The organism is Caulobacter sp. HMWF025, assembly GCF_003060965.1.
Taxonomy (GTDB): Bacteria; Pseudomonadota; Alphaproteobacteria; order Caulobacterales; family Caulobacteraceae; genus Caulobacter.
Genome location: NZ_QAII01000040.1, coordinates 1 through 1,018 on the forward strand (window position 1 = coordinate 1; position 1,018 = coordinate 1,018).

Sequence of the window (1,018 nt, forward strand, 5' to 3'; positions counted from 1 at the left end):
CCGTTAGGATGACGAGCCTGCAACCGAGCCCACGCCCATGACCGACGCCCCGCCCACCCTGAAAAACCTCACCGTCGAGGAGGCCCGCGCCCGGATGCTGGCGGGGGCCGCACCGCTGGGCGTCGAGACCGTCGGGCTCACCGCAAGCCTCAACCGCATCCTCGCCGCCCCTGTCGACGCCACGCGCCACCAGCCGCCGTTCGACGCCTCGGCCATGGACGGCTGGGCGGTGCGGCGGCAGGACGTGGTGCCGGGCGCGGTATTCGCCATAGTCGGTGAGAGCGCCGCCGGCCGGGCCCATGCCGGAACCGTGCAGACCGGGCAGGCCGTGCGGATCTTCACCGGGGCCCCCGTGCCGGCCGGGGCCGACATGGTGGTGATCCAGGAAAACGCCGAGCGCGACGGCGACGCCCTGCGCTTCACCCTCCCCGAGCGCCTCAACAGCAACATCCGGCCGGCGGGCGGCGACTTCCGGGCCGGCGAGCGGCTGCTGGAGGCCGGGCTGAAACTGGATCCGTGGCGGCTGTCCCTGGCCGCCGCCGCCGGACGCGGCACGCTGGAGGTTCACCGCCGGCCGCGCGTCGCCATCCTGGCCACCGGCGACGAGCTGGTCGCGCCGGGTGAAAGCCCGGCCGACGACCAGATCTTCGAATCGGGTTCGTTCGGGCTGGCCGCCCTGGTCGAGGCCTGGGGCGGCGAGGCCGTCCGGCTGAAGGCGCAGGGCGATTCCATCGAGGCCATCGCCGCCGCCGTGGCGGGCACCCCCGCCGACCTGGTGGTGACCATCGGCGGGGCGTCGGTCGGCGACTATGATCTGGTCAAGCCGGCGCTTTCGACCCTGGGCCTGAGCCTGAAGGTCGAGACCATCGCCATCCGCCCCGGCAAGCCGACCTGGTTTGGGGATCTCGCCCCAATAAACGGAGGAACCGGCCGCCGCGTGCTGGGCCTGCCGGGCAATCCGGCCTCGGCCCTGGTCTGCGCCGAGCTGTTCCTGCGGCCGCTGCTGGCGGCCCTGAGC

1 protein-coding gene is annotated in these 1,018 nt (G+C 73.7%); it reads left to right on the forward strand.

The window, feature by feature from the left end:
• Positions 1-37: 37 nt before the first annotated feature.
• Positions 38-1,018: molybdopterin molybdotransferase MoeA (locus DBR10_RS05275; protein ID WP_108556195.1), on the forward strand; the 981-nt coding region annotated here is incomplete at its 3' end.